Below are 8623 nucleotides of genomic sequence, written 5' to 3' on the forward strand. Positions count from 1 at the left end.
TAGCGTTCGTTAAGCTGGCGAACAATCAGGTCGCCCTGCATCGCCTGACGCAGTTCGCCGTCATAGACCAGCACTATCGCGCTGACCGCACAGCGTTTAAGTTTACGCAGCACCGCGATACGGGCGCAGTCGGCTCCCGGGAGCAGACTGCCGCCCCATACGGCGACAACGTTGTTGGCTTCCAGCCAGCCCGCCTCCGCAATACCGGGCACCGCCAGATTAGCAGTACGGTGGTGTCCAGCTATCACCACAAAACGGACTTTGTTGCGCCAGTTGAGCCCGTAGCGATGTTTAAGGTAATCACGGATTTCGGTCAGGGTGCCCTGCTCATGATTACTCAGCGGGGCGGACGCAGAATCTGAACCGGTTTGTTCACTCACCGCTCCGGGTTCACTCTGCTTACGGTAACGCCACACGCCCAGCACTGCGCAAACGAAGGCGTTCAGGGTCAGCCAGTAAAGCCCCTGCTGCTGTCGCGAGAGCTGCCAGTGTGGCCCCAGCCACCACAGCAATGCGCCGCTGACCAGAGCCACCAGCGCCATCACCAGTGTGACGCCGGTAATACGGGAGAGATTAAAAAAACGGTTATTCATTATAGAGTGCTCCGGCGCTGACGCAGCTCAACAGCGCAGCATCGCCGTCGTTAATCATGGCACACTGTACGCCGGGTTTTGCCTGGGTCATCTGCATCATCAGGGTGACCGTGAACCAGTCATGGTACGGACCCGTTTTACCCAGCCAGTGGGGTAAATAATGCTGCTCAGGTAAGGGAGGCGGTACTGCGGTTTCATTTTTATCGCTATCACTGTCTTCCAGCTGCGGGCGCTGACTGTGTGCAATCAACAGTGCATCCGCATGGTCACGGGTGATGGCATCCGTCCACAGGCCATTCATGTCCGTGGTTAAAGGCTGGTAATCAAGGAAGCGGCGAAATGTGGCGGCCTGTACGGGCAGCGGGGTTCGCATCGGGCGATGCAGGGAGCAACGTACCGGAAGCCCAGACTCGTGCCCGGTTTGTGGGGCCAGCAGCCAGATAACAGCCCCTTCGGTGGCGGTATGCTGAGCATCCCAGTGATGAACAATCACCAGGCGGGCCGTCGCAGAGGGGGCAGAAAGCCAGTTTTTCATCTGCACGCCATAGGAGTCCGGCGCCACTGGCGATATCAGCAGTGATGATACTGGCAACCCCAGCATCTGCCAGGCTCCCGTAAACTGCTGCCACTCATCCATACCACAGCCTTCCGGCAGAGTGACCTCCAGCAAAATACGTTCCGCAACCAGTTGCTGTAACTCCGGCAACAACGACAACAACAGGTCCTGGAATACTGCGTTACACCCGTTAAAAGGGGGCAACAGCAACGGTTTGTCCCCGTTGACCGGGCCTTCGTTGTGACCCGGAGACAATACCGCCGACGGGAAAAAGGCATGAAAACCCAGCACCGCCACCGACTGCTGCGCCCAGCGCTGCCACTGAAGCGTCGTCAACCGGTTAAGATTACTGATGTCCTCCGCATGCTCCGCTTCCACGCCATAGCGGTACATATTCCAGCCTGCGATACCGGCAAATACCAGAATCAGCACCACCACGCCGCCAAAGGTATACAGCAGCAAACACGGGTCTTTAAGCCAGAAATAGCCACCGCATCCCACGAGCAGTATCGCCATGGCGCACAGCGAAAAACCCCGCCACCAGCCGCTCCAGCGCAATGGTTTTACAGAGGGGATCGCGTACGGTTCCGGTATCGTCCAGTACATTCCTTACCCCATTATCGACGTGCTGGTACTGGCGATCACCCGGCAGCCGCACTGGCATAACGCGCCGTCAAAGGCGGCGGCTTTACCATCAGACATCCAGCCGGGTTCAGAGCTGACAATACGATTAATGCCATGGCCCTGGATCGGACAACTGACCAGATCGCCGATCAGGGCAATTTTTTTACCTTCAACGATCGAAGTGGAGGTCACATTAATCACTTCCCCGCCGCTGGTCAGTTTATCGCCGAGGCGAATATTTCCTTTGGACATAAGAATTCCTGTATTCAGATTGTTAATTACGGGCGTTTTCCGTTTTTTTTTTAGCTTCCACAACGTCATTGGCGTATACCCGTCAAGGTGAAGTACATCGTCTATTTTCTGGAAGAATGCCCAGTAAGGCCCCTCCCGCCTGTCTATTCGATATTTAATGATCGGCCCAAGGAAAACTGATGCAATAAATATAAAAAGAAATGAGTTAAGAAATCCCCTGGACATAAAAAGGATAATAATAAAGAAGGGAGAAAGAACAACATGCATCATTGCTATCGCTCTAATATTATCACTAATAATTCCGCTTTTTTTGCTCCGCCTGCACTTAGGTGGCAAATACACGATATTTTTTTCAGGTACTGCGATTGCGTAAATCATATACCCATCGCCATTCGGCACCGCAGCCATCATGACCTGCTCGCCCGGTTGAACATCCGCAGTTTCCACCCATCCGGCAAAAGGTTTTCCGTCGATTTTGCCCTGCACATACATACTTTTATCCCGCTGCCAGACGTTATCCGTTTTACCCACATGCGGGGCACTGCCCGCCAGTACCTGCGCAACCATAGCAACTGACGTGCCGATATTGTCCCGGTTACATTTGCGCTCCAGTTGCTCCTGCATCGTGGTGTAGGCCCCCACGTCAAAGCAGGCCAGCGCTTTGGTGTAGGTGATTTCATCAACGGTACCGCTGATTTTTATCAACGGCTCGGGCGACGGTAATACCGGCAACGGGGGGAAACTGTCTATTTTCGCTTCCAGCCGTTTTTTTTGCTCTTCGAGTTGAATTATCGCCTGGGTATAGGATGCAAATTTATCATCATCAACTTTACTCTTTCGTTCAGACTGACTGTATTTATAGTTCGATTTTTTCCTGAATTTAATATCACTATTCACCATTGATAAATCATCCAGCAAATCGACCAAATCCAGATATTCATCATCCAGTGAACTGAGAAAATATTTCTGTTTTATCATTTTTATTTCTCACAGTTTAATTGTCATGATTTGTGAGCTGATACCATGCGAATAAATTTCCTGCACATGGTTCCCTACCTCTGTTATTTCTTTTTTCTCCAGCTTTTCACTTAAAGGCAGGCCAAAAACCTCGTGCAGCGCTTCCTCCAACTTATCCTGTTGCTCTTCTTCTACTGTCTTACGCTGTTCTTCGGACAAAGAGCGGGGATTCGTTACGTCCTCATCCGCATTAACAGCAAACACACACTGTTCACACCAGCTTTGCAACTTATTGTACGTCAGTAACATCACCAGCACGGGAGCCAGATTGACCGCAATCATTACCGGCCAACTGGCAAGGAAACCAATGATGTCAATGGCAAGTCCAGCAGCAGAATAGGCCCCTTTGGCAACCGCAATTTCAATCAATCGCGCCATAAATCCCCGCCCGCAGAGCGCCAGCAGTTCATCGGTAGTCTGAATGGCATAGGCACTGTCCGAAGCCAATTTGGTTCCTGTGAGTCCCAATGATTTCCAAAACTCAGTACTGTTTTTTAATGAGTGGGGGGGGGTTCATCTCACTCTCCTGTTTAATCCTGCTAATTTTTGTTTTTTTCGGCTTGCTCAAGCTTCCATAGTGTCATTTCGGTATAACCATCCAAGTGCAATACATCGTCTATTTTTTTGAAAAAAATAGCGTAAGGGCGATATTTTTTTAATATTCGAAAATAAACAGCAGTGCCTACAAAAAGTGAAAATATGTTGTAAATCACAAAGGAGCCAATAAATGCTCCGTGTTTAAATAATGGTGGAACAAAAATCGGCGATAAAAGAATGTAAGCACATAGTATGTTAACGACATAGATTTTAATACTATTCGTATATTCTCCCCGCTGACACTTTGGCGGTAAAAAAAAGACGTTTCTTTCACAGGCTACAATAGCGTAAATCATATATCCGTCACCATCTGGCACCGCAGCCATCATCACCTGCTCACCTGACTGAACATCCGCAGCTTCCACCCATCCGGCAAAAGACCTGCCATCAATCTTTCCCTGAACATAAACGCTCTTGTCCCGCTGCCAAACGTTATCCGTTTTCCCTACATGCGGTGCGCTACCCGCCAGTACCTGTGCAACCATTGCCGCAGATGTACCGATACTGTCACGGCGGCGTTTGCGCTCCAGTTGCTCCTGCATCGTGGTGTACGCCCCCACGTCAAAACAGGCCAGTGCTTTGGTACAGGTTATTTCATCAACGGTGCCGCTGATTTTTATCAACGGTTCAAGCGGTGGTAATACCGGCAACGGAGGGAAGCTATCTATTTTCGCTTCCAGTCGTTTTTTCTGTTCTTCGAGATAGATAACCTCTTTCTCGCTGGAGGAAAAATAATCTTCACGCTCTTTACTCTGATGTTCAGACTGTCTGTATTTATAGATAGATGCCTTTCTGACTTTAATATCAATTTTCACCGTTGATAAATCATCCATCAGATGCATAATATCCATGTATTCATCATCCAGAGACTCGGGATAAAAATGTTCTGTCGTCACGGTTATTTCCCTCAGTAGTTGATCATCATGATTTTTGAACTGATACCGTGCGAATAGTTCTCCTGCACATTATCCCCTGCTTCTGTTACTTCTTTTTTCTCCAGTTTTTCACTTAAAGGCAGGCCAAAGACCTCGTGCAGCGCTTTCTCCAGCTTATCCTGTTGCTCTTCTTCCACTGTCTTACGCTGTTCTTCGGGTAAAGAGCGGGGATTCTTTACATCCTCATCCGCATTAACGCCAAACACACACTGTTCACACCAGCTTTGCAACTTATTGTCCGTCAGTAACATCACCAGCACGGGAGCCAGGTTGACCGCAATCATTACCGGCCAACTGGCGAGAAAACCGCCCCAACCAACAACGATACGAGCAATAGTCTGAGAAAGTACAAATGCCCCTAATTTTTTCGCTGCAAATACTGTAAGTTCCTCCATAAATCCCCGCCCACAAAGCGCCAGCAGCTCATCAGTGGTTTGAATGGCATAAGCACTATCAGAAGCTAATTTCGCACCAGACAGTGAGATTGATTTCCAGAACTCAGTACCGTTTTCTTCCCATGATTCTTCAAACTCCATGAAATCCACGCCCACCGCCAGAATGGACGCCATACTGCCTGCCCCGTTGGCGATGTACTTCCCGGCCAACAAACGCATGGCCTGCTTCGATCCGCCCCCGGCGCTTTTTCCCATCGCCTCAAGCGCTGGCATCAGGGCGTTAGCATGCCAGTTAATGGCAAACAGCCCCGCCGATGACATTTCCATCCAGGCTTTGGTTTTCTTGCCGGATGACGCCTGTCCGCCTTTCTCTTCCAGCTCCTGGTACTCCTGCCGGGCTTTGCCATATTCATAGATTGACAGCGCTGCACCGAGGATTTTGATCCGCATTGACAGTGCGCCGCCCGGCTCCTCGATAAATTCTTTATATTTTTCAGTGTACTTATTATAAATATCGGCCTTTACATCAGTCCGGGCCTTCATTCGTTCGATCACGCGAGTACGAAACGCTTTCGCGCCTTCAGGACCAGGATCAACCTCGCTTTCAAACAGCGCCATAACCTTGTCCGGAACAATGCCCACATGCGCCGCAAAAAACGCCTTGTGCATCAACTCCAGCGCACGATCGCTCACTTTCCCCAGCGTTTTCGTGTTAAATACCTGCTCAGCAGCTCCCTGTAACCACCGATCCGCCTTCGCCAGTATCTGACGAGTAGCCGACCGTCCCAGCCCTTTCTCAGCGGCTTTCGCATCACGCTCCAGCGCCTCCAGCGCCCGGTCAGCGGATTCGTTCAGTTTCCCCATCCAGCCCATAAACTGGCTCATCAGCGGCATCACGCCAGCACGTTCACCTTCGCTTTCCGGTTCATCCTTCTTCGCCGCCTGTTTTTTCATGGCTTCCAGAGCCGGTGCCATTTCTGACATCAGGGCCGGATCGTTAAAGAACTGGCTGCGCCAGAACAGGTTGGTGTTGTCCTGACTGCTGTAGGCGTTGATCCAGGTCTGTATCAGCTGACGCCCCGCTGGGGCTACATTCAGTGACGCCACCGCATAGCCCACGATTTCCCGGTAGTACAGGTTATCTTCCACCCGGCTGCGGTTATGGTCCTGAATGCAGGTGATAAAGCGGCTGTCCTGCAGCCAGTTGATGCGCAACCCCATCAGCGCACGGGTTTGCTTATCCAGCTCTTTACAGAGGCCATCATAGGTATCTTTAAACTGATCCAGTTTCCCCGGAGCCAGCTTTGCGGTGTAGGTGCTCCAGTCGTAAGCAATGCCCTGGTTTCTGGCCCAGGCATTCCCTTCTTCGTAAAACTGCCTAATCTGTTCACGGCTGTACGTCCCGCCCATCGTGCGGTACAGCAGTTGCAAATCCTGCCCGCCATGCTCATTTGCGTATTCAGCCTGCTGCGCGGTGGTCATCTGCTCCACCTGGCTCTTCACGCCGTTAATGTTGCGCCAGGTCGCAAACTCCACGCTCAGCTCGTCCAGGTAGCACTGATGCGCCAGCGCCAGAGTGTCGCCCCAGTGGGCCAGTTCATGGGTGATACCCACCGGGTCCTGCAGGGCCAGTATCAGCGGTGAAATCGGCTTACCGGAACTGGCCTGACAGCGGGACTGCATCGCCTTCATGGAACGTTCAGCCCCTCCGGCACGCTGACGACTCCAGGCATGGAAAGTGGTGTGCGGGTTCACGCTCTCCTGATAAAAACCGTACTGACCGTCAATCAGCGAACTCACCCGGTAAGTCGATCGCTCTTCATCACGCAGCAAGAAGGGCGGCGTGGTCTGGTAATCCAGCACCGTATTCAACGCCGCTTCGCTCGCCTGCACCAGCCCGTTTTCCTGGGCCAGGATGTGGCTGTTCCACTCGGCAGGTGTGATGTTCTGCATCCGCTTCGCACGGGCATTAGCATCGCGGGTGTATAAATCCAGCGCTTCGGCCTCCCAGGGCGCATGGGAAAACGCCACCCAGGTTTCGTATTTCAACGCTTTCTCGCTGAGCGCCATATGCTCCAGGTTAGTAGCCTTATGGACCGGTCGCCCGCACGGCGGCGGGTTAAACACCAGCTGAGCACCGAGCCCGGTCGTGCCCTGGTAATAAAGGTCTCCGTTCTCCGCCACACTCCAGCATTCCCAGTCAAATCCGACATTTTCCGGTAACGCGCCCGTGTTATAGAACACGTAGATAAAGCCCTGGCGTACAGCACGCAGGGCATAGTGATAGCCGCTGAGCGCCGGAAACGCAGTCTGCGGTGTGGCCCAAGCAGGTAACTGTTGGGTAATGGTGTCCGGGGCGATGGCATAGCGCAGCGGCATCAGCACCGGTCCGGTTTTCTGGCAGATGGTACAGGTCGGTTCAGCCATTATGCGTTCTCCGTGGCGCGTTGTTCTTCCTGAGCGAGGCATTCACGTGCGTACTGCGCCCAGGTCTGCTGCCCGATGCTCCGGATGCGTTCCCGCCACGGCACATCCGCCGTAAAGGTGTACGGGTCCAGCAGATAATCGATTTTCGGGTGCAGGTCGATGCGTGGATGGTCATGCAGGATGTGAAAAGCCAGGTCTTCCCGCTCGTCGTCATCGTGGAAAGCCGGATGAGAGCGCAGGCGCTCAAGGGCTTCTCTGACCCACCGGGCGGCAGTCAGCTCAGGATAGCGCGGTGTGTGGGTGGCCAGCAGACGATAGCGGCGCAGGGCGCGGTTGATAATCCCCGCATCGTGCAGAATAAAGTCCGTCTGTGCCTGCGACAGGCCCAGCAGGAAAGTCAGATGTAGCGCACTGTCGGCGCGGTGGCGGCGAATAACCGGCTGACCATCGCCGTCCACCAGCATCCAGCGGGAGAGGATACCCATCAGCCGCTTCTGGCGATAATCCTCCAGCACCAGCCACAGAATGCTGTTCACCGCCGGGTCGTAGTAACGCATCCGCATCATCCGGTGGTCAGGCTGTTGCTGAATGGCCGTGTGGCCGAGCTGCTTTGCCACATCATCAATGGGATGCGGGCTGGTGAGCCAGCCGCAGACGGCACGACCCATTTTGCGACACAGCTTATCGGGATGGATTTCATCCAGCGCCACGGCAATGCTCTGCGCCAGCAGTTGCCGGTCATCTTCGCGACTCAGGTCCAGCGGCACCAGCCACGGGTAATCCTGCATGCTGATGGCCTTATGTGGCAGACTGACAGGGACAGGTTTGCGTGCCACCAGTTGGTCGCAGAAGGTGATGTCAGGCCGCAGGACCAGCGGCACCGGGTCAATAAGCAGATACAGCGTATCGGTGGTGTTTGCCATTTCCTGCGCAATCAGCGCCAGCATGGCTTCTACCCGGGGCTGTTGCGCCTGCGGACTGTAATCAAAGCTGACCATCGTGATGTTTTCTGTGTGGTTTTCACCGGACATGATTCATCTCCTTACAGCGTGTCACCGCCACTCTGACCAGCAGAAGGGGTACTTTCCGAGGCGCATTTATCCGGCAGGCTGATACTGCCCTGCATCGATGCCGCCCCCAGCTTCTCCAGCGTTCCGGCCTTCACCGTGACGTTACCGGAGCCGCCCAGGGTGATACTCCCGCCTTTCATCTGTATCCATGCGCCAC

7 protein-coding genes and 1 pseudogene are annotated in these 8623 nt (G+C 53.1%); all 8 read right to left on the reverse strand.

Annotated features, from left to right (window positions below; genetic code table 11):
• Positions 1-593, reverse strand: a pseudogene (locus F4V72_RS24265) (hypothetical protein); the annotation flags it as partial.
• A complete protein-coding gene (locus tag F4V72_RS23815; protein ID WP_136058225.1) occupies positions 586-1755 on the reverse strand; it encodes a hypothetical protein in 1170 nt (389 codons plus the stop codon). The pseudogene F4V72_RS24265 and the gene F4V72_RS23815, both read right to left, overlap by 8 nt.
• Before the next feature lie 3 nt (positions 1756-1758).
• A complete protein-coding gene (locus F4V72_RS24655) occupies positions 1759-3003 on the reverse strand; it encodes a PAAR domain-containing protein (protein WP_343230107.1) in 1245 nt (414 codons plus the stop codon).
• A 9-nt stretch (positions 3004-3012) separates the two neighbouring features.
• Complete coding sequence (locus tag F4V72_RS23825) at positions 3013-3489, reverse strand: hypothetical protein (protein WP_136058224.1); 477 nt, start codon at positions 3487-3489, stop codon at positions 3013-3015.
• Between the two features lie 92 nt (positions 3490-3581).
• On the reverse strand, positions 3582-4535 hold the full coding sequence (locus F4V72_RS23830; RefSeq protein WP_024149707.1) for a hypothetical protein: 954 nt from the start codon (positions 4533-4535) through the stop codon (positions 3582-3584).
• 11 nt (positions 4536-4546) lie between these two features.
• On the reverse strand, positions 4547-7396 hold the full coding sequence (locus F4V72_RS23835) for a T6SS effector BTH_I2691 family protein (protein WP_150342516.1): 2850 nt from the start codon (positions 7394-7396) through the stop codon (positions 4547-4549).
• Complete coding sequence (locus tag F4V72_RS23840) at positions 7396-8427, reverse strand: DUF4123 domain-containing protein (RefSeq protein ID WP_023249200.1); 1032 nt, start codon at positions 8425-8427, stop codon at positions 7396-7398. The genes F4V72_RS23835 and F4V72_RS23840 overlap by 1 nt, the downstream gene beginning before the upstream one ends.
• A gap of 11 nt (positions 8428-8438) precedes the next feature.
• Positions 8439-8623, reverse strand: a 185-nt coding sequence (locus F4V72_RS23845) for a DUF2345 domain-containing protein (RefSeq protein WP_150342517.1), incomplete at its 5' end; no start/stop codon positions are given.

Source organism: Salmonella enterica subsp. diarizonae (genome assembly GCF_008692785.1).
In the GTDB taxonomy this organism is placed as follows: Bacteria; Pseudomonadota; Gammaproteobacteria; order Enterobacterales; family Enterobacteriaceae; genus Salmonella; species Salmonella diarizonae.